This is a genomic window from Kitasatospora sp. NPDC048545 (genome assembly GCF_040651155.1).
Taxonomy (GTDB): Bacteria; Actinomycetota; Actinomycetes; order Streptomycetales; family Streptomycetaceae; genus Kitasatospora.
The window spans coordinates 84,267-107,504 of record NZ_JBEZIQ010000006.1 but is presented as its reverse complement, the minus strand read 5'-3'; the positions used below and the strand labels follow the sequence as shown (position 1 = coordinate 107,504).

Annotated in this window: 23 protein-coding genes and 1 pseudogene; 11 read left to right on the top strand and 13 right to left on the bottom strand. The window is 73.8% G+C overall.

The features are described 5' to 3' along the window. Positions 1-10: 10 nt before the first annotated feature. Positions 11-397 carry a metalloregulator ArsR/SmtB family transcription factor gene (locus tag AB0D10_RS08495; protein WP_360253280.1) on the top strand — a complete coding sequence of 129 codons (387 nt, stop codon included), beginning with the start codon at positions 11-13 and terminating at the stop codon, positions 395-397. A 5-nt stretch (positions 398-402) separates the two neighbouring features. Here the strand turns inward: AB0D10_RS08495 and AB0D10_RS08490 are convergent, their stop codons facing one another. From AB0D10_RS08490 to AB0D10_RS08470, 5 genes are all read right to left on the bottom strand, one after another. Then, entirely contained in the window at positions 403-2,220 is a 1,818-nt protein-coding gene (locus AB0D10_RS08490; protein WP_360253278.1) for a phospholipid carrier-dependent glycosyltransferase, read from the bottom strand. A gap of 101 nt (positions 2,221-2,321) precedes the next feature. Further along, positions 2,322-3,059, bottom strand: a complete 738-nt coding sequence (locus AB0D10_RS08485; protein ID WP_360253276.1) for a hypothetical protein — start codon at positions 3,057-3,059, stop codon at positions 2,322-2,324. After that, positions 3,056-3,709 (bottom strand): RNA polymerase sigma factor, encoded by a 654-nt coding sequence (locus AB0D10_RS08480; RefSeq protein WP_360253274.1) that lies wholly within the window; start codon positions 3,707-3,709, stop codon positions 3,056-3,058. Before AB0D10_RS08480 ends, AB0D10_RS08485 begins: the two co-directional genes overlap by 4 nt. A 104-nt stretch (positions 3,710-3,813) precedes the next feature. Then, on the bottom strand, positions 3,814-4,419 hold the full coding sequence (locus tag AB0D10_RS08475) for a hypothetical protein (protein ID WP_360253272.1): 606 nt from the start codon (positions 4,417-4,419) through the stop codon (positions 3,814-3,816). Between the two features lie 232 nt (positions 4,420-4,651). After that, positions 4,652-5,419 (bottom strand): CDP-alcohol phosphatidyltransferase family protein, encoded by a 768-nt coding sequence (locus tag AB0D10_RS08470; protein WP_360253270.1) that lies wholly within the window; start codon positions 5,417-5,419, stop codon positions 4,652-4,654. Between the two features lie 367 nt (positions 5,420-5,786). Between AB0D10_RS08470 and AB0D10_RS08465 the strand changes: the two genes are divergently transcribed. Together AB0D10_RS08465 and AB0D10_RS08460 are read left to right on the top strand one after the other, a co-directional pair. Beyond that, positions 5,787-6,362 carry an NUDIX domain-containing protein gene (locus AB0D10_RS08465; RefSeq protein ID WP_360253268.1) on the top strand — a complete coding sequence of 192 codons (576 nt, stop codon included), beginning with the start codon at positions 5,787-5,789 and terminating at the stop codon, positions 6,360-6,362. 88 nt (positions 6,363-6,450) lie between these two features. Further along, positions 6,451-7,137 (top strand): HAD family hydrolase, encoded by a 687-nt coding sequence (locus AB0D10_RS08460; protein ID WP_360253266.1) that lies wholly within the window; start codon positions 6,451-6,453, stop codon positions 7,135-7,137. A gap of 59 nt (positions 7,138-7,196) precedes the next feature. Here the strand turns inward: AB0D10_RS08460 and AB0D10_RS08455 are convergent, their stop codons facing one another. Together AB0D10_RS08455 and AB0D10_RS08450 are read right to left on the bottom strand one after the other, a co-directional pair. Then, entirely contained in the window at positions 7,197-7,889 is a 693-nt protein-coding gene (locus tag AB0D10_RS08455; protein WP_360253264.1) for a YidC/Oxa1 family membrane protein insertase, read from the bottom strand. 98 nt (positions 7,890-7,987) lie between these two features. Further along, entirely contained in the window at positions 7,988-8,281 is a 294-nt protein-coding gene (locus tag AB0D10_RS08450; RefSeq protein WP_360253262.1) for a DUF6412 domain-containing protein, read from the bottom strand. Positions 8,282-8,797: 516 nt separating this feature from the next. On the opposite strand from AB0D10_RS08450, the gene AB0D10_RS08445 reads away from it, so the two are divergent. Together AB0D10_RS08445 and AB0D10_RS08440 are read left to right on the top strand one after the other, a co-directional pair. Beyond that, positions 8,798-9,082 (top strand): type II toxin-antitoxin system prevent-host-death family antitoxin, encoded by a 285-nt coding sequence (locus AB0D10_RS08445; RefSeq protein ID WP_360253260.1) that lies wholly within the window; start codon positions 8,798-8,800, stop codon positions 9,080-9,082. Next, positions 9,075-9,497: a type II toxin-antitoxin system VapC family toxin gene (locus AB0D10_RS08440; protein ID WP_360253258.1), complete on the top strand. Its 423-nt coding sequence runs from the start codon at positions 9,075-9,077 to the stop codon at positions 9,495-9,497. The genes AB0D10_RS08445 and AB0D10_RS08440 overlap by 8 nt, the downstream gene beginning before the upstream one ends. Here AB0D10_RS08440 and AB0D10_RS08435 read toward each other — a convergent pair. The 3 genes from AB0D10_RS08435 to AB0D10_RS08425 are packed head-to-tail and all read right to left on the bottom strand — an operon-like array spanning position 9,484 to position 11,996. Then, positions 9,484-10,089, bottom strand: a complete 606-nt coding sequence (locus AB0D10_RS08435; RefSeq protein ID WP_360253256.1) for a hypothetical protein — start codon at positions 10,087-10,089, stop codon at positions 9,484-9,486. The two genes, AB0D10_RS08440 and AB0D10_RS08435, sit on opposite strands and share 14 nt — an antisense overlap. Positions 10,090-10,144: 55 nt before the next feature. Continuing rightward, positions 10,145-11,248: a Gfo/Idh/MocA family oxidoreductase gene (locus tag AB0D10_RS08430; protein ID WP_360253254.1), complete on the bottom strand. Its 1,104-nt coding sequence runs from the start codon at positions 11,246-11,248 to the stop codon at positions 10,145-10,147. Between the two features lie 13 nt (positions 11,249-11,261). After that, entirely contained in the window at positions 11,262-11,996 is a 735-nt protein-coding gene (locus AB0D10_RS08425; protein ID WP_360253252.1) for a MarR family winged helix-turn-helix transcriptional regulator, read from the bottom strand. A gap of 132 nt (positions 11,997-12,128) precedes the next feature. Here AB0D10_RS08425 and AB0D10_RS08420 point away from each other — a divergent pair, with 132 nt between their 5' ends. The 5 genes from AB0D10_RS08420 (at position 12,129) to AB0D10_RS08400 (ending at position 17,187) form a co-directional block, all read left to right on the top strand. After that, the gene (locus AB0D10_RS08420; protein WP_360253250.1) at positions 12,129-12,686 is read left to right on the top strand and encodes a carboxymuconolactone decarboxylase family protein; all 558 of its coding nucleotides are present in this window, start codon (positions 12,129-12,131) and stop codon (positions 12,684-12,686) included. 163 nt (positions 12,687-12,849) lie between these two features. After that, positions 12,850-13,629, top strand: coding sequence for an HAD-IIA family hydrolase (locus tag AB0D10_RS08415; RefSeq protein ID WP_360253248.1), 780 nt, complete (start codon positions 12,850-12,852; stop codon positions 13,627-13,629). A gap of 136 nt (positions 13,630-13,765) precedes the next feature. After that, positions 13,766-15,073 (top strand): low temperature requirement protein A, encoded by a 1,308-nt coding sequence (locus AB0D10_RS08410; RefSeq protein WP_360253246.1) that lies wholly within the window; start codon positions 13,766-13,768, stop codon positions 15,071-15,073. A 108-nt stretch (positions 15,074-15,181) separates the two neighbouring features. Then, positions 15,182-15,859, top strand: coding sequence for a uracil-DNA glycosylase (locus AB0D10_RS08405; protein WP_360253539.1), 678 nt, complete (start codon positions 15,182-15,184; stop codon positions 15,857-15,859). A gap of 293 nt (positions 15,860-16,152) precedes the next feature. Then, positions 16,153-17,187, top strand: coding sequence for a glycoside hydrolase family 6 protein (locus AB0D10_RS08400; protein WP_360253244.1), 1,035 nt, complete (start codon positions 16,153-16,155; stop codon positions 17,185-17,187). Positions 17,188-17,240: 53 nt separating this feature from the next. Here the strand turns inward: AB0D10_RS08400 and AB0D10_RS08395 are convergent, their stop codons facing one another. The 3 genes and pseudogenes from AB0D10_RS08395 to AB0D10_RS08385 form a co-directional block, all read right to left on the bottom strand. Then, the gene (locus AB0D10_RS08395) at positions 17,241-19,100 is read right to left on the bottom strand and encodes a kelch motif-containing protein (RefSeq protein WP_360253537.1); all 1,860 of its coding nucleotides are present in this window, start codon (positions 19,098-19,100) and stop codon (positions 17,241-17,243) included. A gap of 85 nt (positions 19,101-19,185) precedes the next feature. Further along, entirely contained in the window at positions 19,186-21,339 is a 2,154-nt protein-coding gene (locus AB0D10_RS08390) for a cellulose synthase catalytic subunit (RefSeq protein WP_360253242.1), read from the bottom strand. A gap of 557 nt (positions 21,340-21,896) precedes the next feature. Continuing rightward, a pseudogene (locus AB0D10_RS08385) lies at positions 21,897-21,998 on the bottom strand (succinyl-CoA--3-ketoacid-CoA transferase); the annotation flags it as partial. A 307-nt stretch (positions 21,999-22,305) separates the two neighbouring features. Here AB0D10_RS08385 and AB0D10_RS08380 point away from each other — a divergent pair. Continuing rightward, positions 22,306-23,211, top strand: a complete 906-nt coding sequence (locus AB0D10_RS08380) for an alpha/beta hydrolase (protein ID WP_360253240.1) — start codon at positions 22,306-22,308, stop codon at positions 23,209-23,211. Positions 23,212-23,238: the final 27 nt, after the last annotated feature.

The following is a 23,238-nucleotide window of genomic DNA, read 5'->3' as shown; positions in this document are numbered from 1 at the left end:
AGGTCTGACCGTGCCCCGCAGCACCCGCCGCCGACCAGCGCTCGCCCACCCCGCGACCGAGGAGATCGACCTCCTCGACGTCCTGCACGCCCTCTCCGACCCCACCCGGATGACCATCGTCGCGGTCCTGCGCGCCGAACCCGAACGGGCCTGCGGCACCTTCCCGGTGGACGTCGCGCCCTCCACGCTCAGCCACCACTTCAAGGTGCTGCGCGAGTCCGGCCTGATCAGTCAGCGGGAGGAGGCCAACCGTCGCTTCTCCGCGCTGCGGACCGTCGACCTGGAGCGGCGCTTCCCCGGCCTCCTCGACACCGTCCTCGCCGCCTACGGGCGACCCGGGGGCGAGGACGGGGGCCGTGGCGGCGGCCCCGGGGTGCGCGGCGGCGAGGCCGGGTAGCCGGCTCAACGGTGCCGCCAGACCGCCCAGTTCTGCCGCGCGTCGGCCCGCTCGACGTACCAGCCGGCGGGGTGGTCCGGCCAGTAGGCCTCCGCCGGCTGCCCCGCCGGCGGCAGCGGGGTGACCAGGGCGCTCGCCTCCGCCGGCAGGGGCTGCCAGCGGGGGTCGAGGAACCAGACCCGGCCCCGGTAGACCTCGAAGGCCTGGGTGCCGCGCAGCGACCAGTCGATGTCCCAGGCGAACACCACGTTGTCGCCCGCCCCGATCCCGGAGTCGCGGGTGAAGCCGGTGGCCAGGCCCGCGCGCCACTTCGCGTGCGGCGCGGCGACCTGCGCGGTGATCGTCGTGGTCGCGAAGGCGGCGAACAGGGCGAGCGAGACGCCGATCGCCGCGAGCACCCGCCTCCCGCCGGACAGGCGAACCAGGACCACCGCGGTGAGCACGACCAGTGCGGCGGCGGTGGTCCGGAGCATGTCGAGGCGGCCCCAGTTGCCGGCCAGGAACGAGACGTCCGGCATGCCCCAGAGTATGAAGACCTCGGTGCGCAGCTTGGCGCCGGCCGACTGGACCACCGTCTCGGCGAGCAGCAGCATGAGCCCCGCCGTCACGGCCGCCGTCCGGCCCAGGGCGCGGCGTCCGCGTCCGGCAAGCACCGCGATGCCGACGACGAAGGCCGCCGGGACGAGGTAGGAGGTGTAGCGGGCGTACACCCAGTCGTCGATCCGGCCGTCGGCCGGCAGCGCGGCGGCCGAGGCCAGGGCGGTCCCGAACAGCAGTGCCACCAGGACGCCGCCGGTGACCCGGAGTTCCCGCGGGAGGCGGCGGTCGGCCACCGCGCACAGGCAGGCGACGACGGCCAGCCCGCCGACGCCCCAGGTGGAGGCGATGAAGTACCAGATCTGCCCGGCGGTGCGGGTGAGCGTCCGCTGGGCGGCCTCCGGGTCGGTCAGCCCCCGCCAGAGGAACCCGCCGACGTCGCTGTTCTGGACGGTGAACTGCGCGTGCAGCCAGGCCGACAGCAGCTTCGCGCCGAGCACGCCGAGGCCGAGCGCGGCCAGCCCGGCGGCCGTGGCGCGCCACGGCGCGCGGCGCAGCAGCAGGACGCCGAGGAGGACGGCGGCGGTCAGCGCGACGACCACGCCGCCGCGGTCGTGCGTGGCCATCGCGTAGCCGGCCGCCGCACCGGCCCCGACGGCGTGCCAGGTGCGGCGCCGCAGGGTGCCGTCGGCGAGCCAGCCGTGCAGGCAGAGCAGCCAGGCGAGGATCAGCACGGGCAGGACGGCGTCGGTCAGCGCGAACTGCGAGTAGAAGATCACCGGCGGCAGCAGGGCGGTCACGCCGCCGAAGACGTACGCGAGCCTCCGGCGCAGACCGAGCCGGCGCAGGGCGACGTAGGCGAGCGGCAGCACCAGCGCGTTGACCACGGCGTTGATGACCATGATCAGCCGGTAGGCGGTGGTCGGGTCGTCGGCCAGGCGCAGCGCGGGGGAGATCAGCAGGGGATAGCCGCCGGGGATGACCACGCCGACCGGGATCTCGGTCGTCGGGCGGCCCGCGAGGACGCGTGCCAGGACGAGGTAGGAGTCCTCGTCCGGGTGGACGGACGGGAAGCTCATGTGCCGGACCAGGACGAGCCGGAACAGCAGCTCGGCGACGTATCCGGCGAACAGGACGACCCCGGGGTGGAGCGCGAGGGCCCGGGTGGTGAGGGCCCGTGCGGCCCGCCCTGCGGCCGTGGGCCGGGTGGTGGCGGCCGGGCGGACGGCCGTGGGTCCGGTGGCCGGGTCGGTGCCGGCGGGCCGGGTGGTGGTGAGTGGCGGCATGGGCCGCACCCCTTCTGTCGGACGACTGTATATGTCGTTGGACTGTATATGTAGTCCGATTGGTTCCGGAGAGGGGGTGCGGCGTTCGGATCAGGCCCGGATCACCGGGAGGGCGGCGGGCTCGTCGGGAACAGGCTTGCCAGCGGGTTGACGAACTCCCTGGACTCCAGGCAGGCGGGGCCCGGGGACTGCATCAGCCCGGCCTCCAGCTCGCGGAAGCTGTTGGCCGGATCGGTCTTGGCCAGTGGCAGGTAGATGAAGATCTCCGTGTTCTTCGGGAGCCGGCGCGGGTGGACGGTCAGCACCATCGGGCTGTTCCCGGGCCGCGGCTCGATGTCCCACCCGGCGTTGAGGTCCACGTGCTCCGGCTGCTTCGGCCGCTTGGTCCTGCAGCCGGGCTCGCCCGCGTAGACCCGGGCGCGGATCCCGAACCGGTCCAGGTCGTGCTGCAACTGGACCGTGTCCACCGGCTTGTTCTGCTCCAGGATGCTGAGCCGGACGACGTCCTCGGCGCTCTCCAGGGTGTACGCGACCGTGCTGGCGTTGCCCAGGGACCGGCCGGTGTCGTCGTTCGTGGCCCCCGGGTCGTCGGTCGCGAAGGTGAGGAGGGCCCCGGCCACCGCGGCGGCCAGCCCCAGCGGGAGGGCCGCCCGCAGGAGCAGGGTGCGTCGGCGGGAAGCCCGCCGGGGGGCGGCGGTGTCGGCGATGCTGTCCATCAGATGGTCCTTCATCAGGAGGAAGCGGCCCTGGTCGAGTTCCGGGGCGGCCGCGGCCGGCAGCAGCCGGGCCATCTCCTCCCGATCGGCCCGGTCGGACCGGTCCCGGGGGGTGGCGCTCATCGGATCGTCTCCTTGGTCGGCCGGACCGCGGACGTGCGGTCACCTGGTACCTGTCCGGTGCTGCCCGGGCGTTGCGCCGCGCGCGCGGAACGCGTCGCGGCCGCCGAGGCCACCTCCCGCGCCGTCAGCTCGCGCAGCCGGGTCCGGGCGCGCGACAGCCGGGAACGGATCGTGCCCACCGGTCTGCCGAGCGCCTCCGCGACCGCCGAGTGATCCAGCCCCTCCCACACGCAGAGCGCGAAGACCTCCCGCTCGGCCGGCCGCAGCTGCTCCAACGCGGCCTTCGCGGCGGCCAGTTCCTCGGCGTCGGCGATCCGCCCCGCCAACTCGCCGGAGAAGTCCGGCACGACCTCGCGCGGCGGAAGCTTCGCCAGTGCCTTCTGGTGCCGGCGCGCTGCCCGGCGGGTGTTGCGGATGACGTTCCCCGCGATCCCCAGCAGCCACGGCGCCAGGCTGTCGCCCTCGGGCGCGATCCGCGCGCGCACCCGCCAGGCCTCCAGGAAGGTCAGTGAGACCACGTCCTCGGCGGCGGTCCGGTCCCCGGTCATCCGTACCGCGTGCCGGTACACCGTCCGGGCATGGTCCTCGAAGACCTGCCCGAACGCCGCGGCGTCCCCGGCGCGGATCCGCGCCCGTATCGATTGCTCCACACCCGGTCCTGTCCGGCGGACCCCGCCCGCTGCGGTGATCCGCGTCACATCGGCCCGCTCCCGCTCCGGCGCGTGACGCCCCGGCGGGCCGTGCGGGACGCGCCTCAGGCCGTGTGGGAGAGCGCCGCCGCCGCCCGGTGGCGGCGGTGGTACGACACGGCCACGGCGGCGAGCAGCGGCGCCCAGGCGACGGTGGGCAGGTAGAGGAAGCCGACCAGGAAGTGGCCCAGCGGGGTCATGCCCGTGCCCGGCATGGCCCACCACCCGGCGAAGGGCGTCCAGAGCACGGCCAGCCCGGCGGCACCGAGCAGCGCCGCGCGAACCACCACGCGGGGGGCGACCGGGCGACCGCCGACGAACGGGACCCAGCGCGGCGGCACCGTGCCCCAGGGCCGGACCAGCCCGAGGGTGAGCAGTGCCAGCGCCTCGGTGAACAGACTCAGGAAGACCGGCCACACCGCGCCCCAGCCGGTGAACCCCATCGCCTGGTAGCCCGCGTCGGTGTAACCGCCGTGCCAGCCCGTGACCAGGCCGAGCCGCCACAGCCCGGCCGGCAGCGCGGTGACGGCCGCGACGTGCGCGGCCCGCACGGCCCACCGGGGCGGGGCCGGCACGGCGGCCCCGACGGCAGCGGCCCGGGCGGCGGCAGTGGTGGTACCGGCGGCCGGGTCGGCGACGTGTGCGGTGGCGGCGGGCTGGGTCATCGTCATGCCCCCACGGTCCCGCCCGGCCCCGGCCCGCCGCGTCCACCCGGCGACGGGCTTCGCCGGCGGTCCTCCCTCGGGCGGGGGAGGACCGCGTCACCCTCCCGCCCGGGGCCGGTTCCCGGTCGAGGGCCGTTCAGCCGTCCTTCCGGGCAGTCGGCCTTTCGTTCGGTCGGCCTTTCGTTCGGTCGGCCTTTCGTTCGGTCGGCCTTTCGGCCGGTCGGCCTCCCGGCTGGGCTCAGCGCAGCCGCGAGGAGGACAGGATCGACGCCAGGTGCGCGACCACCATGCCCCAGGTGATCGCCGTGATCCCCGCGAGCGCCGCCCGCGTCGCGTCCAGGTTGCCGAGCCCGGTGTCCACCGCGGCCGCGGCCAGCAGCACCAGCGAGGCCTCGATACCGTTCGTCACCCGGTGGATCTTGAACACCGAGGCGAACCGCCGGGCCGTCGCGATGCCCTGCGACCGCGGCTGGGTCGACTCCTCGTCCGCCGGCGGCTGCCCGCTGCGGGCCCGGGCCACGTCCACCAGGTCCGTCGACGCCTTGAGCAGCACCACGCCCAGCGCGGCCGCCAGGCCCACCGACACCCACAGCTCCGAGCCGCCGCGCGCCGCCCGGACACCTGCGCCGATCATCAGCGCCGCGTCCGCCAGGTAGGCGCCGAGCCGGTCCACGTACACCCCGGCCATGCTGAACTGCCGCTTCCAGCGCGCGACTTCGCCGTCCACGCAGTCGAACAGCAGGAACAGCTGGAACAGCACGGCCGCCAGCACCGCGCCGGTCAGCCCCGGAATCAGCAGGGCCGCGCCGCCGCCGACCCCGCACACCACCATCACCCAGGTCAGGGTGTTCGGCGACACCGAGGTGCGGACCAGCTGCCGGGTGGTCAGCAGCGAGATCCGCCGCATGTACAGCCGGCCTGCCCAGTGCTCACCGTTGCGGCTCTGTAGCTTGGCCTGCGGCTGGCACACCTCGCGCAGCTCGGCGAGCGCCGGAGCAGCCACCATGACGACATCCCTCCACCTGTCCCGTAACGATCACCAAAGGCTACGGCCTCCCCGGAACGCCCCGACCAGCCGGTACGGCCCCTGCCGCACGGCAGTACCGCCGTGCGGCAGGGCGAAAACCGGTGGGCCCCCCGACGGCCCCCGGGCTAGGCTGCGCGGGTTCGCCGGAACCGGAAGCCCCGGGCCCGACCACCCTTTCCCCACAAGCCCGTTGACGTGCTCCGAGACTGTCCGCAGTCGACCCGGAACGGACCCCGGAACGGTTCCGTCGCGGTCTCGTCAAGGACCCGGACGGTCTCGTCGCGGACCCGGACGGTCCCGTCGCGGACCCGGACGGTCCCCGGAGCAGAACGAGGAGCGCAGATCCATGGTGACCACGGGCAACCCGTCGCCCAGCTTCGACCCGGCCCGACTGCTCGACGATCACCGCCCGCAGGGCCCGGTCGAGACCGCCGACCACGAGCGGGCCCGCAGCCTCCTCGACACCCCCGACCCGTGGAACCGCAGCACCTTCCCCCTCCACTTCACCGCCTCCGCGCTGGTCGTCCACCCGCCGACCCGCCGCGTCCTGCTGCGCTGGCACGTCCGCCAACAGGCCTGGCTGCAGATCGGCGGCCACGGCGACCCCGGAGAGACCCGGCCACTCGACATCGCCCTGCGCGAGGGCCGGGAGGAGACCGGCCTCACCGACCTCACCCCGTGGCCCGACGCCGCCCTGCTCCACCTCGCCGTGGTCCCCGTCCCGGCCTCGCCCGCCGAACCCGCCCACGACCACGCCGACCTGCGCTTCCTCCTGGCGACCGCCACCCCGGACCGGGCCCGCCCGGAGAACCCGGCCTCCCCGCTGGAGTGGCTCACCGTCGAGGAGGCCAAGCGGCGCACCACCGAGGACAACCTCCGCGAGACCCTCGACCGCGCCGCCCGCCTGCTCCCACCCGCCTGACGGCCCCTGCCCGGCCCGTTCGCCCGGCCCGTTCGCCCGGCCCGTTCGCCCACCCGATCGCTCGACGCCCCACCCTGGAGACCACCGGATGCACACCGACCAGATCCTCATCTTCGACGCCGACGACACCCTCTGGGAGAACAACGTCCTCTTCGAGCGGGTCATCGACGGCTTCCTGGACTGGGTCACCACCCCGGCCGAGCGCGACCGGACCCGGTCCCTCCTGGACGGCATCGAGGCCACCAACTCCGCCACCCTCGGCTACGGCGCAACCGTCTTCCGGCAGAGCCTCGCCGACTGCCTGCAACAGCTCAACGACGGCCGCACCCCCACCCCGGCCGAGTACGCCCGGATCGACGAACTGCTGACGCCGCTCACCACCCGGCAGGTCGAACTGATCCCCGGCGTCGCCGACACCCTCACCGCCCTCGCCGACCGCCACCACCTGCTCCTGCTCACCAAGGGCGACCAGGACGAGCAGCAGGGCAAGGTCACCGCCTCCACCATCGACCACCACTTCCGGGGCGTCCACATCGTGGCCGAGAAGTCGGTCGACACCTACCGGCAACTGACCGCCGACCTGGGCCTCGACCCGGACCGGACCTGGATGATCGGCAACTCGCCCAAGTCCGACATCGCCCCCGCCCGCCGGGCCGGCCTGCGCACAGTCTTCATCCCGCACGAGCACACCTGGGTACTGGAGCACGAGGACCTCGGCCCGGACGAGGCGACGCTGCAGCTCGGGGCCTTCCCCGAACTGCTGCGCCACTTCTGACCCGGAGCGTCCGGCTCCCGGCCCGGCCCGGTTCAGCCCACCGCCCCGGCCCGACGGCCTCAGACCGGCAGTACCGCCACCGGCGCCGGCGTCCCGTCCCGGTACAGCCAGGCCCGCTCGGCGGCCGACCACGCGCTCGTCGTCAGCAGGTACAGCGCGGCAGCCACCGGCACCAGCATCGCGAACAGCACCGACCCGAACGACAGGTACGGCAGCAGCCCCGCCCCCGGCTGAGGGGTGGGCTGCGCCGCCGCCGCACGCCGCGTCCGGCGGAAGTTCACGTACCCGACCGCCGCCAGCCCCGCGTACAGCACCCCGAACACCGCGACCTGCCCGGCGCCGTGCGCACCACCCACGTGCAGACCCAGCGGCACGCCGAACAGGGTGTGGTCGAGCAGGTCGTTCGGGGTGGTGAACAGCCGGTACATCACCGAGAAGAACGGGATCTGCACCAGCACCGGCAGGCACCCCGCGAACGGCGACACCTGCTCCTCCCGGTACATCGCGGCCAGCGCCTCCTGCAACTTCTCCGGGCGCTTCTCGTGCTTCTTCTTCAACGCGGCGACCTTCGGCGCGAGCACGGCCCGCGCCTTCTCCCCGCGCGCCGCCGCCCGCGCCAGCGGATGCAGCGCGAGCCGGACGGCGACGGTGAACAGCACGATCGCCAACGCGGTCGGCAGGACGTGGGCGATGGCGGCGACGACGGTGTGCGCGACGGCGACGGCAGGATCGAGAACGGCGAGAACGGACATGGTGAAGCGAGCCCTCCGGGGTCTCAGGACATGAGTGAACGGCGGAGGACGGCCGCGAAGAAGCCCGGAGCCGCGAAGCTCCGGAAACCACGAGGGGGTTACGCGGCCGCCAGGGCCGCCCCCGGCGCCCTGGGGCGTCGCCGGCCCCGGGCGTCCGGATCACGCTGCGGAAGGAACGCCGTACCGAACGCCCGACGTCGCAGCATCCCGCTGCGCACCGCCGCCGGCGCCCGCGCCCCCAGGAGCCGAGCCCCCGCCAACGCCCCGGCGACCGCCCCGGCCACCAGCGTCACGGCCGCGACGGCCGCGACGGACGCCAGCGTCCCGCTCTCACTCCCCAGGTCCCCGGTCAACACCCGGAGCAGCCCCAGCAACATCGCAACCACGGCCACGGCTCACTCCTCCCTCGGTGTCTCGCCGGCTCCCGGACGTACAGGCAGGACGATCCTACGACCCCCCGGGTTCCCGCACGCCACCGGATTTCTCGCCAGGGCGCATCCGTCGCGTTCACCCACACCCTCGCGGCCACCGTCCGCCTCCGTCGTCGGCCGGACGGTGGCCGCGAGCCGCTTGGTGTGCCCCGGCAGCGGCTCGGCGAGGAACCCGCCCATCCGCAGCGGCCCGGCTGTCCTCGGATCCCTTGCCTCCGCCCTCTGGAATCCCTTCCGGTGCCGTGGGCGGTCCAGGGCCCGGTGGTGCGGGGTGGGGTGGGGGTTCCCCACGGGTGGACCGTCCTGGCCGTAGAGCCACGGGTTCTGGTCCTTCTCACTGGTTCCGGCCATGGCAGGCAGCCCCCCCTGGGCGAACGATCAGTGTTCGAACCTGGCGGACGGGGCAAGGCGGGGAGGGGGTTTTCCGGGGACGCGCGGGGTGTAGCCAGTGGTGCTACGCGGGGCTACCTTGGAAGCATGAAGACGATTACCCAGCGGGAGTTCCGGAACAACTCCGCCGCGGTGATGGATGCGGTGGAGGAGGGGGAGACCTTCCACATCACCAGGAACGGGGTCGAGGTCGCGGAGTTGCGGCCGGTGTCGGGGCGGCGGCGGCTCACGGCGGAGGAACTGGTGGCCCGGCACGTGAAGCTGCCGCGGGTGGACTACCAGCAGATGCGCAAGGAGGCCGAGGAGGACTTCGGGCCTGAGGAGCTGGTGGGCGACGAGGGCGACGACCCGTTCGAGCGGCGGCGTGGCTGAGCGCCGGAGGGCGTCGCGGCGGCGGCCCGCCGGGGTGCTGGACACGTGCGTCTACATCGACCTGGCGCTGCTCAGCCCGGCGGACCTGCCGGCCGTGCCGGAGCTGACCGCGATCACGTTCGCGGAGCTGCAGCAGGGCGTGTCGATGGCCCGTGACCCGGCGAGCCGGGCGGCGCGGCTGGAGGTGCTGGGTGCGGCGATGGCCGACTTCGACCCGCTGCCGTTCGACGCGGCCGCCGCCGCCCGCTACGGGACGCTGGTCACCCTGACCATCGCCGCGGGGCGGCAGCCGCGGCCGCGCCGGATCGACCTGATGATCGCCGCCGTGGCCTCGGCCCACGGGTTGCCGCTGTACACCCGCAACGTGGCGGACTTCCGGGGGCTGGGCTCGGCGGTGGAGGTCATCGGGGTGTGAGGGCGGCGGTCCCGTCCCGTTCGACCCGGGCGGCGAGGGCGGCGGCGTACCGCAGGGCCTCGCGCCGGCTGTGGCTGCGCAGCAGGACGGTGTTGTTCCCGCCGCCCTTGCCCCGGTCGGGGCCGGTGGCGGCGCCGACGGCCCAGCGGGGGCGGCCGGTGAGCCGCAGGGCGAGCCCGCGCAGGCCGGTGTTCAGGCCGACGAGGACGACGTAGAGGAGGAAGAGGAGCAGTCCTTCGACGCCTGCGGCGCTCAGGTCGGTGGCGGGGATCGGGTCGTGGTTGTTGAGCGGCTTGCGGGTGGCGCGGAAGCGTCCGAGCCACACCACGGCGATCCGTACGGGCACTTCGTCGGGGCCGGTGACGTCGAGGTAGCCGATGGACCCGGCCCGTTCGCCCTTCGCCCAGGCCGCCCGTTCCGCGGCGATGGACTCGGCCCGTAGGCGTTCGCGGCTCTCGGCCTCGATGACCTTCTGGCGTTCTTCGAACCGCGCGGTCCAGGCCTTCTCGCGCTCCTTCTGACCGGCAGACCAGGCCTGTTCGCGTTCGCGACGCTCGTCGGCGTCGATCTGCCGCCCCCGCTGACTGTTCATCCGCTCATCGTAGGAGTCGGGTCCGCGGGGGCGACAGGTTCCGGCGGGGCGTTCGTCAGCGCAGGCGGACCGTGGTGCCGGTCGCGGCGGAGGCGCGGGCGGCCTCCAGGACGGTGAGGGTGGCCACCGCGTCGTGCGGGTCGACCGGGGGCGGGGTGCCGGGGTCGGTCAGGGCGGCGGCGATGCCCGCGTAGAAGGCGGGGTAGTCGCCGGGGTCCGTCGGGAGGGTGATCGTCGACTCGTCGGTGCCGAGGGTGCCGTAGTACGAGGGGTCGTCGGCGCCCCACGGGCTGGTGCCGTCGGGGCGCAGGCCCGCCCGCAGGTCCGCTTCCTGCGGGTCCATGCCGGGCTTGACGTACCCGGCGGTGTCGCCGAGCACCCGCAGCCGGGGGCCGATCAGCGGGGTGATGGCGCTGGTCCACAGGTGCGAGCGGGTGCCGGAGGCGTGGGTGAGGGCGAGGAAGGCGTCGTCGTCCACGACCGCGCCGTCGCGCCGCACGTCGATCTCCGCGTACACCGTCTCGACGGGCCCGAACAGGGTGAGCGCCTGGTCGACCAGGTGGCTGCCCAGGTCGTACAGCGTGCCGCCGACCTCGGCCGGGTCGGCGAGCTCGCGCCAGCCCGGCTTGGGCTTGGGGCGGAAGCGTTCGAAGCGGGACTCGAAGCGGTGGACCCGGCCGAGGGCGCCGCCGCGCACCAGGCGGCTGGTGGTCAGGAAGTCGCCGTCCCAGCGCCGGTTCTGGAAGACGGAAAGCAGGACTCCCCGCTCCTCGGCGAGCCGGCACAGTTCCAGCGCCTCGGCGGCGGTGCCGGCCAGCGGCTTGTCCACGACGGTGGCCAGACCGGCCCGCAGGGCGGCGCGGGCGAGCGGGGCATGGGTGCGGTTGGGCGAGGCGATGACGACCAGGTCGAGTGCGTCCGGGTCGACGATCAGCTGCTCCGGGGTGTCCACGGCGCGGGCGCCGGGGTGTTCGCGCGCCAGCTGCTCGCGGCGTTCGGGGTTGGCGGTGACCACGGCGTCCAGCCGCAGCCCCGGTGTGGTGGCGATCAGCGGGGCGTGGAAGGCGGAGCCGGCCAGGCCGTAGCCGATCAGGCCGACGCGCAGCGGCCGGTCGGGCAGCGGCCGGTCGGGCCGGGGGCGGGAGGTCTGCGGGTTCATGCGGCCTACTCAATCACGAGGCGCCCGGTTGCTCCCGGTTTGCTGCACGGCCCCCGGAGGGCGTCGACGGCCTCGGGGCGGGACCGTCGTCGGGGAGGGTCACCGACTCGTCGTCGGGGAGGACGGCCGGTTCGTTGTCGGGGAGGACGGCCGGTTCGTGGTCGGGGCAGTCGACGCGCAGTCGGCCGTCACCGAAGGGGGCGTCGACGAAGTCGCAGTGGTGCGGTGCGCGCGGGTCCTCGGGGTGCGCGTCGGGCCGGTAGAAGCGGCAGGTGACGCAGGTGCGGGAGACCGGGACGGCGTCGTGGCGCTGGAGTGCGCGGATCATCGTGGTGGTGCCGCGGAGCATCGCGGCCACGGTGTCCTCGTCGAGTGCCGCGAGCGCCTCGCCGAGCGGTGGGGGGACGACGGCGAGGCGTTCGGCCTCGGTGCGGCCGGCGTCGGTGAGGGTCAGGGTGACGGCGCGGGAGTCGGCCCGGTCGCGTCGACGGTCCACCAGGTCCTTGCCGGTGAGGGCGCGGACGGCGTCGCTGACGGTGGGTGCGGTGGAGGCGAGCGCGGTGACGATCTCGCCCTGGCGGCGAGGCCGCGGGTCGCCGGCCAGGAACATCAGGATGTCGGCCTGGAGCGGGGTGAGCCGGACCGGGCCGGTGTGGTGCCAGGTGCTGAGACGGACGGCCTGGCCGAGCCGGGTGAGGCCGATCAGCAGTTGTTCGCTGGGGGAGAGCCCGGGCAGCTGATCCGCCATGGGGTCGGGTCCTCTCCGCTGGGTGGCGTTCGATGCCCTTGCATTCTAGGCAGTGCCAACTATATTTGGCACTGCCAACAATCACTTGGCACTGCCAATGAACGTCCATCGCAGCGAACGGAGAGCACAGCCATGCCCCGACTCGGCACGATCGACCCCGCGACCGCCGGACCCGACGCCAAGGCACTCCTCGACAAGGTCGAGCGGGCCCTCGGCGTGACGCCCAACATGATGCGCGCCATGGCCGCCTCGCCCGCCGTCCTGGAGGCCTACCTGGCCTTCGCCGGCGCCCTGGCCAAGGGGCGCCTCGGCGCCGGCCTGCGGGAGCAGATCGCCCTGGTCACCGCCGTCGAGAACGCCTGCGACTACTGCTACGCCGCCCACCACGTGCTGGGCGCCCGGGCCGGCGTCAGCCCGGCCGACCTCGCCGCCGGCGGCCACGCCGGCGCCGCCGACCCGAAGGAGGCCGCCGCCCTGCGGTTCGCCCGGGCCGTGCTGCGCAGCAAGGGCTTCGTCTCCGACGAGGACCTCGCCGAGGTGCGCGCGGCCGGCTACGGGGACGGAGAGATCGGCGAGATCATCGGCGCGGTCGCGCTGAACTCCTTCACCAACTGGTTCAACTCGGTCGGCCGGACCGAGATCGACTTCCCGGCCGTCCCGCTCCCCGAGCCCGCGCCGCTCCACGCCTGAGGCGCCCGGCGCCGGCGCGTCCTCCCGGCTGCGGCGGGAGGACGCGTCGGCGCTGTTCCGGTGGGCGGGACGTGCTGCCGTCGGCCAGGTGTGCGGATTAGGCTGTGCCGCGTCAGGGCCCTCGCACGACGCAAGACGTTGCAACACTCCGGGAGACACGCACGTGGCAGACCGCAAGCCCATTGAGTCCTGGCTGACCGACATGGACGGGGTCCTCATCCACGAGGGCACCCCCATTCCCGGGGCGGAGGAGTTCCTGCGCAGGCTGCGGGAATCCGGCAAGCCCTTCCTGGTCCTCACCAACAACTCGATCTACACCCCGCGCGACCTCAGCGCCCGCCTGGCCGGAATGGGCCTGGAGGTGCCGGAGGAGTGCATCTGGACCTCCGCCCTGGCCACCGCGAAGTTCCTCAAGAGCCAGCGCCCGAACGGCACCGCCTACGTGATCGGCGAGGCCGGGCTCACCACCGCGCTGTACCAGGCCGGCTACGTCCTGACCGACAACAACCCCGACTACGTGGTCCTCGGCGAGACCCGCACCTACTCCTTCGAGGCGCTCACCAAGGCGATCCGCCTGATCAACCAGGGCGCCCGGTTCATCTGCACCAACCCGGACGAGACCGGCCCCTCCCCCGAGGGCGTGCTGCCGGCCACCGGTTCGGTCGCGGCCCTGATCACCAAGGCCACCGGCGTCGACCCGTACTTCGTCGGAAAGCCCAACCCGCTGATGATGCGCGAGGCGCTGAACACCGCCGGCGCCCACTCCGAGACCGCCGTGATGATCGGCGACCGGATGGACACCGACATCGTCGCGGGCATGGAGGCCGGCATGGAGACCATCCTGGTGCTCACCGGCCTGACCTCCGCCGCCGACGTGGAGCGCTTCCCGTACCGGCCGACCCGCGTGGTCACGTCGATCGCGGACCTGGTCGAGCTGGTCTAACCTCTGCGGTGCTGTCGCGGGCCCCGTTCCGGCCGTTCGCCGGGACGGGGCCCGCTTCGTGGTTTTCGGCTTGCGGGGAGGCGGGGCGCGGATGAGCACGACGGGGGTATCACCGGAACCGGGAGGTCGTGAGCCGGTGGGTCGTGAACCGGCGGGCCCGGAGGATCCGTCGGGCCCGGATCCGTCGGGCCCGGAGGAGAAGCGGGTCACCTGGGCGGAGCTCTACTTCGACCTGGTCTTCGTCTTCGCGATCACCCAGGTCTCCGGCCTGCTGCACCACCACCACGACGGGGCCGGCCTGGTCCGGGCGCTGGTGGTGTTCGTGCCGGTGTACTGGTGCTGGGTGGGCACCACCGTGCAGGCCAACATCCGGGACGTGGACAACCTGCGGGACCGCCTGGGCATCCTGGCGGTCGGCCTGGCGGGCCTGTTCATGGCGCTCGCGGTCCCGGGCGCGTACGGCGGCCGGGGCGTGCTGCTCGGTGCCGGGTACTGGCTGGCCCGGGTGGTGCTGCTGCTCCTGCTGGTGCGCGTCCCGGGCGTCTGGCGCGGCCCGTACGGGGTGGGCGTGCTGGTCAGCGGGCCGTTGCTGGTGGCGGGCGGACTGCTGCCGGACGGGCCGCGGCTGGCGCTGTGGGCGGTGGCCGCGTCCTGCGACCTGGCCGCGCCGCTGGTGTTCCGGCGGCGGCTCGCGAAGGTCGCCTACCACCCGGCGCACATGCCGGAGCGGTTCGGGCTGTTCCTGCTGGTGGCGCTCGGCGAGTCGATCGTCGGGATCGGCGGCACGGCGGCCTCCGTCCGGCTGGACGCCGCCGAACTCGCCGCCGTCGCGGTCGCGTTCACCATCTCGGCGGGCCTGTGGTGGCAGTACTTCGTGTACGCGGCGGACGCCATGCGGCACGCCGTGGTGATCGCCGACTCGCGCCGGGACATGGTCCGGCGGATCTTCCAGTACGGGCACCTGGCGCTGGTCGCCGGGGTGATCGGGGTCGCGGTCGGCTTCGGGGAGACGGTCGCGGATCCGTGGCAGGCACTCGGACCGGGGGCGGTGGCGCTGCTGTACGGCGGGTGCGGCCTGTACCTGCTGACCTTCGGGTACACGCGCTGGATGATGTTCCGCCAGGTCGCGACGACCCGGATCGTCGCGGCGGGTGTGGTGCTGGTGCTGGTGCCCGCGATGGTGCGACTGCCGGCGCTGGTGGTGCTGGCGACGCTGGCGGTGCTGCTGGTGGCGCTGAACGTGCTGGAGCACCGGCGGGTGGAACGCGCGGACCGGGACGCCGCCCGGCGGGCCGGTCCCGGTCCCGGTCCCGAAACCGGTCCCGGTCCCGCAGCCGGTCCTGGTCCCGAAGCCGGAGCCGGTCCCCGTCCCGGGCCCGACGTCGCTCCTGCGGGTGCCCCGGCAGCCGCTCCTGTGGAGCGGGCTGTCGGTGGGCCTGTGTAGCGTTCGGGGTGAAAGAGGGCGTGCGGCGCAACAGCCGCGGTGTGGGAGGTAGATGTCGTGACGGACACGGTCGAGGCGGGCGTGGTCGAGGCCGGCGAGGGCGGCGGGCTGGAGCTGCCCGAGTCCTGGCGCGGGGTGCTGGGTGCCGAGACGGAGAAGCCGTACTTCGCGGAGCTGAAGGCCTTCGTGGCGGCCCAGCGCGCGGAGCACGAGGTGTTCCCGCCGAGCGGCCAGGAGTTCGCCGCGCTCGACGCCACCCCGTACGACAAGGTCCGGGTGCTGGTGCTCGGCCAGGACCCGTACCACGACAACGGCCAGGCCCACGGGATGAGCTTCTCGGTGCTCCCCGGCACCAGGACGCCGCCGTCGCTGCGCAACATCTTCAAGGAGCTGGACGCCGACCTGGGCGTTCCGGCCCCGGACAACGGCTACCTGATGCACTGGGCCGAGCAGGGCGTCCTGCTGCTCAACGCGGTGCTCACGGTCCGCGCGCACGAGGCCAACTCGCACAAGGCGAAGGGCTGGGAGAAGTTCACCGACGCGGTGATCAAGGCGGTGAGCGAGCGCGAGGAGCCGGTGGTCTTCGTGCTGTGGGGCAACTACGCGAAGAAGAAGCTGCCGCTGATCGACACCGAGAAGCACGTGGTGGTGCAGGGCGCGCACCCGTCGCCGCTGTCCGCCAAGCTGTTCTTCGGCAGCCGTCCGTTCTCGCAGATCAACGCCGCGCTGGACGGTTTCGGCGGCGAGCCGATCGACTGGCGGGTGCCGGACCTGAAGCAGGGCTGAGCACACAGCAGGCCGAGCGCGCAGCGGGCTGAGCACGCAGCGGGCCGAGCACGCAGCGGGGCCGAGCAGGGCCGGGCCCGAGCTGCGCCGAGCGCGGGGTGGCCGTGGTCCGGACGGGTTCGATCTCCCGTTCGCCCAGGGCCACTTGGCGTTCACCGCCGGTGGCCGTCGGCCGGTGCCGGGTGTGCTTAGCTGGTGCCGACCGGTCGCCGGACCGGTTCCGGGAGGGGCGGTACGTGCACGGGCTGGGGCGGTCGAGGACGTTTCGGTGGGCGGGTGCTCCCCGGTGGGCCGTGCGGGCGGCGCTGGCCGGTGTGCTGGTGGCCGTGGCCGGCTGCAGCGGTGCGGACGGCGGCGGGCCCGGTGCCGCGCCCGTCTCCCCGACCGCCGCGGCCACCGGCGGCGCCACCGGCGCGGGTCCGGCCGACGGGCCCGGTGGCCTCGCCCAGCTGCCCGGGCAGACCTTCTACGTCTCCGACCGGACCAACGCCGCGCGGCAGGTGGCCGCGCTGCGTGGCCAGGGCAGGACGGCGGAGGCCGACACGCTGCTGCGGATCGCCTCCCAGCCCTCCTCGCAGTGGCTCGGTGAGCAGGGCGCCAGGGAGATCGCCGAGGAGGTGAGCCGGCGGGCCGCCGAGGCGGGCCGGACGGCGGTCTTCGTCGCGTACGACATCCCGCACCGGGACTGCGGGCAGTACTCGGCGGGCGGTGCCCCCGACGCCGCGGCCTACCGGTCCTGGATCACCGGCGTGGCGCAGGCCCTCGGCGACCGCAGCGCGTGGGTGGTGCTGGAGCCGGACGCCGTCGCGCACACCCTGGACACCTGCGGCGTCAAGGGTGATCTGGCCGCCGAGCGGTACGGCCTGCTCGCCTTCGCCGTCCAGGAGTTGAAGAAGCGTCCGAACGTCCGGGTGTACGTGGACGCGGGCAACCCCGGCTGGGCGCAGGACCCGGACGAGCTGGCCACCGCCCTGCGCAAGGCGGGCATCGCCGCGGCGGACGGCTTCGCCGTGAACGTCGCCAACTTCTACGACACCGACCGGAACGCGGCGTACGGCGCCAGGCTCTCCGCCGCGCTGGGCGGCAAGCCCTTCGTCGTCGACACCAGCCGCAGCGGCAACGGCGCGCTGGGCGGCGACTCCTGGTGCAACCCGCCGGGGCGCGCGCTCGGTGAGCGGCCGACCGCCGACACCGGCCGCCCCGGAGTGGACGCCTACCTGTGGATCAAGAACCCGGGGGAGTCGGACGGCGACTGCGGCCGCGGCGAGCCCCGGGCGGGCGAGTTCTGGCTGCCGTACGCGCTCGGGCTGGCCCAGGCGGCACGCTGAGGCCGTCGGCCCCGCCCCAGCGGGCGCGCTGAGGCCGCCGGCCCCGCCCCGGGTTACCCGTCGACCCGGATCCAGTGGGCGACCGACGGGGTGCCGGCGGCGTCGGTCAGGAACAGCATGTACCAGCCCGGCGGCAGCAGGTTCGGGTTGCCGGGGAGGGCGAGCGAGACGCCGTCCGCCGTCCGGCCGGTGATGTCCAGGGCCACCGAGCGCTGCTCGACGTCCGTCACGTGGGTGACGGAGCTCGGCCGGATCAGCTTGGCGGTGGCGACCGCGTCCGGCCGGGAGGTGCCCACGTTCACGGTGCCGCCGAGCTTCGCCGCCTGCGGCGCGCCGCCGACCTGCGGGCGGTCGCCGCGGTACAGGTACGGCGGGGTGTAGATCTCGATGCGCTGCTCGAAGCCGCCCGGCTGGGTCTCGGCCTTGTCCGCGAAGAGCGGGTTGGAGCCCAGCACGGCGACCCGGCCGTCCGGCAGCAGCAGCGCCTCCGAGTGGTAGTCGCGGCCGACGCCCGGTTCGGCGGCGGTGGTGAAGCTGTTGGAGTCCGGGTGGTACACCTGCGCCTTGAGCAGGTCGCTCTCTCCCCGGCCGCGGTAGCCGCTGGAGCCGCCGGTGGTGAGGACGGTGTCGTCCGGGAGGATCACGCTGTTGAGGTAGCGGGTGCCGCCGGCGGGCAGGTCCGGGCCCGGGGCGAAGGAGGGCGCGGCGACGGAGAGGTCGGCGATGTCGGTGCGGGCCGTGGACAGCGGTGACTCGCCGACGCCACCGCCGCCGAGCACCATCACCTTCTGCGCCTGCGCGGGCGGCAGCAGCACCGCGGAGGAGGTCTCGGTCAGCTCCGGGTCGCGCAGGCCGGGCACGGGCTGGAAGCCGTTGTCCGACAGGTCCCACACACCGGGCACGCGGCCCTTCTCGGCGGGACCGTAGCCGCCGTTGGAACCGGAGTAGAAGAGCTTGCCGGAGGCGGTCAGGAAGATCGCCGGGTAGGTCGGGAAGTAGCGGTCGGGGGCCTTGGTCCAGGTCTTCCCCTTCGGGTCGTAGACCTCGTTGCTGTTGCCGTCGAGGATCTCGCCGGTGTCGTCCAGCCCGGAGACGGTGACCACCCGGCCGTCGCCCAGCCCGGTCAGCGTCGGGTACCAGCGGGCGTGCGCCATGTCGGTGACCGGCTCGTACAGCTCGGTGTCCGGGTTGAACTCGAAGGCGGAGCGGATGCCCTGGTACTCCTGCTTGTCCAGGGTCAGCTTGTCGCTCTGCCCGTAGAGGTCGTGGGCGTCGGCCCCGCCGAGGCCCTTGATCCGGTACTGGGCGGGGGAGGGGACGACGTAGTCGGGCCCGGTGCCGACCGCCTCCACGAACACGTGCTGGCGGCCGGCGGTGACGACGGTCTGCTGGCCGGAGCCGCTCTTGGTCGCGGCCGGGACGGTCACCTGGACGGTGGTGGCGTACTCGCGGCCGTTCGGGGCGACGAAGACGGTGCCCTTCGGGAGGGTCCGGTCGTGCTCCGGGCTCTCGTTGCGCACCTGCATGACGCCGGCCGCCTTCTTCACCGCGCCCGCCAGCTTCTCGTACCGCTGGGTGCCGCCGGCCACCAGGACCCGGCCGTCCGGCAGCGAGGTGTGCCCGCCGCAGAACATGTCGGCCGGGGTGGGCACCAGTTTGTAGCTGTTCTGCGCCGGGTCCCAGAGCAGGCTCTTGAAGGTGCCCGCGTCGAACTGCTTCTCGTCGTTGCCGGAGCCGGCCACGATCAGGACCTTTCCGGTGCGCAGCAGGGTGGCGTGGACGGCGTTGACCCGGAACGCGGCGGGCAGCGTCAGGGTCTGCCAGTGTCCGTACCGGGCCTTGTACTCGGGCTGGTTGACCACGTAGTGGTGGTACTGCCGGCTCGCGAAGCCGAGGACGGCCGGCGCGTTCATTCCGGCCACCGCCAGCGCGACGGTGCTGCCGAGGGCGAGGCGCTTGGTGCGGCCGGTCTGGTGGATCCTCACGGTGGGTGCTCCCTCAGTGGATGGGGGTGCCGCTCTCGGCCCGGTCGGGTGCGGGGAGGGGGAAGGGTGGCTGCTGCCGTGCCTGCTGTCCGTACTGTGCGCGCTGTCCGTCCTGCGTGTACTGCCGTGACCGGGGGTCGCGGGCGTGGCGCGGACGGCGCTTCTCCAGGAGGACCTTCGGTGCCGTCGCCGGACCGCCGGTGACGGTGAGGGTCGCGGTGGGCCGGGTGCGGCGGCGGCGCACGGCGTCACCGGCCAGGATCAGGACCGGCAGGAGGGTCAGGGCCAGGGCGATCCAGGCCCAGGTGCGCATCGCGACGTGGTCGTAGCCGGTGACGTAGGAGGCGGCGATCGCGCCGCCGAACACCAGCGTCCAGAACAGGTGGTAGCGGAAGGTGCCGAGGCGGTCGGTGCTGGCCGAGCGGCCCTTCGGGGTCACCTCGAAGCGGCTGCGGCGGCGCACCAGGGCCTGCAGCAGCGAGGCCGCGTAGACCGGGCCGCAGAGCGCCGACATCACCATCCCGGCGACCCCGGAGGAGCCCGCGGGCTCGTGCGGGCTCACGTTGTGCTTGCGGTTCCAGGTGTACAGCAGGAGCTGGAGCGCGGCGGCGTCGCTGTAGAGCATCATCCAGATCTCGGAGGAGACGTGGACGCCCGAGGCGCCGAAGCCCAGGTAGAGCACGCTGGACAGGCCGCCGAGCAGCCAGGTGAGCGCGGCCATCGGGTAGAAGCCGACCATCAGCGAGTAGTTGAGCAGCCGGCCCGGCGAGAGCTGCCGGAACACCCGCCAGTACTGGGTGAGCAGCGTCTCGTAGGTGCCCCGGCTCCAGCGCAGTTGCTGGGAGAAGAAGTCGGTCCAGGAGGACGGCCCTTCACCGACGGCGAGCACGTCCGGGGTGTACACGGACTTCCAGCGGTCCCCGGTCTCCGGGTTCCGGCTCCGGTGGAACTCCAGACCGGTCGCCATGTCCTCCGTGACGGAGTCGTACAACCCGCCGATCGACTGGAGTGCGCGGATTCTGACGGCGTTGTTGGTGCCGACGAACATGGGCGCGCCGTAACGGTTTCCGGCGCGTTGGATGAGGGCGTGGAAGAGGTACTGCTGGCTTTCGGAGAATTTGGTGACGGCCGAGCCCGAGCTGCGGTAGTTCCCGTACACCTGGGGCCCGACCACGAATGCGACGTCGGGGTCGCGGAAGTAGCCGAGCATGCGCTCGCAGAAGTCGGGCAGCGGAACGTGGTCGGTGTCGACGGACACCCAGAAGTCGTAGTCGTCGCCGTGGGCCTGGAGCCAGGCGTTGTAGTTGCCGTGCTTGCTCCTGGCGCGGAACCGGCCCTCGGGGCGGTTCCAGTGCGGGCGGCCGGCGCGGGTGAAGTGGCGGACGCCCAGCTCGCCGCAGAGCGCCCGCATTGCAGGATCGTTTCCCTCGTCCAACAGCCAGACGTCGTACGGTCCTTCGTGCCGCACCGCGCGGGCCGCGACCAGGGTGGCCCGGACCATCTCGGGCGGCTCCTTGCCCGGCACGCAGGTGGTGAGGAAGGCGACCCGGGTGCCCGGCTCCGGGGTCACCGGGATCGGGTCGCGGGCGACCAGGGTGGCGTGGGTGTTGGAGACCACGTTGACCAGTCGGAACACCTCGACCACGGCGATGATCCCGATCATCACCTTGTCGCCGAGCAGCACCAGGGAGTTCGTCTCGTCCAGCCGCTCCGGCCAGTGCTCCGGCAGCAGCAGCCAGACCAGCAGCACCGCCTCCACCACGGGGGCGGCCGTCAGCAACAGGGCCGCCCGGATCCGGTGCGGCTCGCGACGCAGCAGGCTGCGGTACCGGACGCGGTAGGGGGCGGCGCAAGGAGCGGGCGGGGGCGCTTCGGGCCAGGACCCGGACGCCCGGGCCGCCGGGTGGGTGCCTGCCGGGTGGGTGGCCGCCGGGGGGCGGGTGCCCGCTGCGGGGAGGTGCACCGGCGGCTCGGGGCGGTAGACCCCACCGCCGAGGTCGTCGTCCTCGTCCGGATCGTGCGCGGGGCCGGCCAGGCGGCTGAAGTGGCCGTAGTCGTAGGGGGCTTCGGGTACGGGTAACTCGCTCAGGGCGGCCTCGTCGAGCCGCCCGGCACCTCGCCCGCGGGCCGTTCCGACGCCCTTCCGTCGTGAGAACGGCGTGGTCATGGCTGTTTCCCCCCGGAGTTCCGCGCCTTGCTTCGCTTGCTCCGCTTCGCTGGGCATTCGCTCGGCTTCGCTGGGCACTGCTCGGCATTGCTTGGCTTTGCTGGGCATTGCTGGGCTTTGCGTGGTCCCGACCCGGCGCCGTCCTTGCCGTCGGGGTCGTCCGTGCCGTCCGGACGGAACACTGCCCGGTGAACTGTGGCTTTCCGGCAGTTCCCGGGCGGCACGGCACATCCGGCCTCCGGCACATCCAGTGTGTGCGACCGGTTCGGCCGCGCGCCGGCACGGCGGCCCCGAATGCGGGATCCCGGAGCGCATTCCGGCTTCCCCTCCGGTCACGTCGGGATCCCCGGAGTCCTCAACTCTCCCTGAGCGTAACGGTGATCGCAACCAATCGGGGGGACCGTCACCGCACGAGCGTGAAGATGCCACAGTTCCCGGCCATTCCGGCGGCCGTTGATGCTATTGCCACGAATTCGCCACCGACCGGACCGCGCGATACCGCTCCGCCCCTCGCCCGCCCCGGAGACTCCCCTTCCGGTCGCCGGACGCGACAGCTCCTCGACGCCCGTCGGCAGGTGGCTGGGGACCGGGGTGGGCAGGCCGACGCCCGGGTTCACGTACCGTCCGTCGCGCAACTCCCGTGCGGTCCGGGCCGCCAGGGCGTTGCACGGGCCGAGGGCCGGCGCCAGGGTGGTGGTCGTCGGCGGTATGGCGACCGGATCCACATCCCGCCGTGCTGATGCATCGTTCGGCCACATGTCGTCGATCCCCCCGCACACTTACGGTTCCGGCATCCGCCCCGCCGTACCCTGAGGAGCCGGTCTCCGTGCGCGGCTCGACAGCCCCCACCGGACCGCCTCCCCGACCGGCGGCCCGGCCGGAGCCGCCCGCCCGCATCCGTGCCGCCCGCTCCGCCCGGACGCCGGCCGGCGTCCGGACCGCCCGTCCCACCGGAGGTACCCCCGCGTGAGCCAGTCGCCGCTGAAACCCGAGGAATCGAGCGTCCCCGTGCCCGGCGGGGACCTGACCGTCCTGCGCTGGCCCGCCGAGGACCCGGGGGCGCCGACGGTCGTGGCGGTGCACGGCATCACCGCCAACGGCCTCGCCTGGTACGAGGTCGCCCGGCGGCTCGCCGGGCGGGTCACCCTGCTGGCGCCGGACCTGCGGGGCCGCGGTGCCAGCCGCTCGGTCGCCGGACCGTACGGGCTGGCCCGGCACGCCGACGACCTGGCCGCGTTGATCACTGCGCTCGGCGCGGGGCCCGCCGTCGTCGTCGGTCACTCGATGGGGGCCTGGGTCACCGCCCTGGCCGCCGTCCGGCACCCCCGGCTCGTCCGCCGCGTCCTGCTGGTGGACGGCGCCGTGACCTTCCCGCTGCCGGAGGGCGTCCCCGCGGAGGACGCCCTGGCCGCGGTGCTCGGCCCCGCGCTGACCCGGTTGTCCATGACCTTCCCGGACCACGACGCCTACCGGGAGTTCTGGCGCCGGCACCCGGCCTTCGGCGGTGCGTGGTCCGAGGGGATCGACGCCTACACCCAGCGCGACCTCGTCGGCGAGGTGCCCGACCTGCGTTCCTCCTGCGTGCCGGAGGCCGTGCGGACCGACGGCGCCCAGGTCCTCCTCGACCAGGACGCGGCCGCCGCCGTGCACCGGCTGCCCTGCCCGGCCGAACTCCTCTGGGCGGAGCGCGGCCTGCTCGACGAGCCGCAGGGACTCTACGACCACCGGCGGATCGGGCTGGCCGGGCTGGACCGGGAACGGGTTCCGGCCGAGCCCGTGCCGGACACCAACCACTACTCGATCCTCTGGGGCGAGGCCGGGGCCGACCGCATCGTCCGCAGCCTCCTGGCGGACACCGCCGCCGCGGGGTAGCCGGTCCGGTCCGGCCAGGGGCGCTCA

Excerpts from the sequence above, each read along its gene's own strand:
- AB0D10_RS08490 (WP_360253278.1), bottom strand. The coding sequence starts at position 2,220 with ATGCCGCCACTCACCACCACCCGGCCCGCCGGCACCGACCCGGCCACC.
- AB0D10_RS08485 (WP_360253276.1), bottom strand. The coding sequence starts at position 3,059 with ATGAGCGCCACCCCCCGGGACCGGTCCGACCGGGCCGATCGGGAGGAG.
- AB0D10_RS08475 (WP_360253272.1), bottom strand. The coding sequence starts at position 4,419 with ATGACGATGACCCAGCCCGCCGCCACCGCACACGTCGCCGACCCGGCC.
- AB0D10_RS08470 (WP_360253270.1), bottom strand. The coding sequence starts at position 5,419 with ATGGTGGCTGCTCCGGCGCTCGCCGAGCTGCGCGAGGTGTGCCAGCCG.
- AB0D10_RS08465 (WP_360253268.1), top strand. The coding sequence starts at position 5,787 with ATGGTGACCACGGGCAACCCGTCGCCCAGCTTCGACCCGGCCCGACTG.
- AB0D10_RS08460 (WP_360253266.1), top strand. The coding sequence starts at position 6,451 with ATGCACACCGACCAGATCCTCATCTTCGACGCCGACGACACCCTCTGG.
- AB0D10_RS08455 (WP_360253264.1), bottom strand. The coding sequence starts at position 7,889 with ATGTCCGTTCTCGCCGTTCTCGATCCTGCCGTCGCCGTCGCGCACACC.
- AB0D10_RS08445 (WP_360253260.1), top strand. The coding sequence starts at position 8,798 with ATGAAGACGATTACCCAGCGGGAGTTCCGGAACAACTCCGCCGCGGTG.
- AB0D10_RS08435 (WP_360253256.1), bottom strand. The coding sequence starts at position 10,089 with ATGAACAGTCAGCGGGGGCGGCAGATCGACGCCGACGAGCGTCGCGAA.
- AB0D10_RS08430 (WP_360253254.1), bottom strand. The coding sequence starts at position 11,248 with ATGAACCCGCAGACCTCCCGCCCCCGGCCCGACCGGCCGCTGCCCGAC.
- AB0D10_RS08425 (WP_360253252.1), bottom strand. The coding sequence starts at position 11,996 with ATGGCGGATCAGCTGCCCGGGCTCTCCCCCAGCGAACAACTGCTGATC.
- AB0D10_RS08420 (WP_360253250.1), top strand. The coding sequence starts at position 12,129 with ATGCCCCGACTCGGCACGATCGACCCCGCGACCGCCGGACCCGACGCC.
- AB0D10_RS08395 (WP_360253537.1), bottom strand. The coding sequence starts at position 19,100 with ATGAACGCGCCGGCCGTCCTCGGCTTCGCGAGCCGGCAGTACCACCAC.
- AB0D10_RS08390 (WP_360253242.1), bottom strand. The coding sequence starts at position 21,339 with ATGACCACGCCGTTCTCACGACGGAAGGGCGTCGGAACGGCCCGCGGG.